General features: G+C 51.3%; 1 pseudogene. It reads right to left on the bottom strand.

Annotated elements, in window-relative coordinates:
• Positions 1–218: pseudogene (locus DW033_RS12890) on the bottom strand (transcriptional regulator); the annotation flags it as partial.
• Positions 219–437 lie beyond the last annotated feature (219 nt).

Consider the following 437-nt stretch of genomic DNA (forward strand, 5'->3'; position numbering starts at 1 on the left):
GCCTCGACATACGAGGGGGAGAAATACTCGAACAAGGCCTCCCCACGACGCTCACGGCGGGAAAGCTCAGCGTCCAGCCCCTTCGAGGGACTGATCCTGTCACGCCCGCCACCGGCGGTAGGGAGCGTGAGCACGTACCAACGGACGGCCTCCTGGTCACGTCGCTTCAGAACATGCGCCATGAACCTATCCGAGCACTTGCTTGTCAATATATCCATCTCTATGATTATCTTTTCCAGTGGTTATCCCGTGGCCCGAAAACAGACCCCACGGCAATTCAGAGCCCTACCAAGAATCATTTATATCATCTTGATAAACAGTACTTTATATTTTTAAATGTGGCATTACTGAAAATTACCATCTCTTGAAATCTTAGGCTACTTGGGGAGTAGCCTAAAAGGTGCGAGAACGGTTATCACCCGGTTGTAGAGACGGGG

It is taken from the genome of Parabacteroides sp. AF39-10AC (genome assembly GCF_003635405.1).
In the GTDB taxonomy this organism is placed as follows: Bacteria; Bacteroidota; Bacteroidia; order Bacteroidales; family Tannerellaceae; genus Parabacteroides; species Parabacteroides distasonis.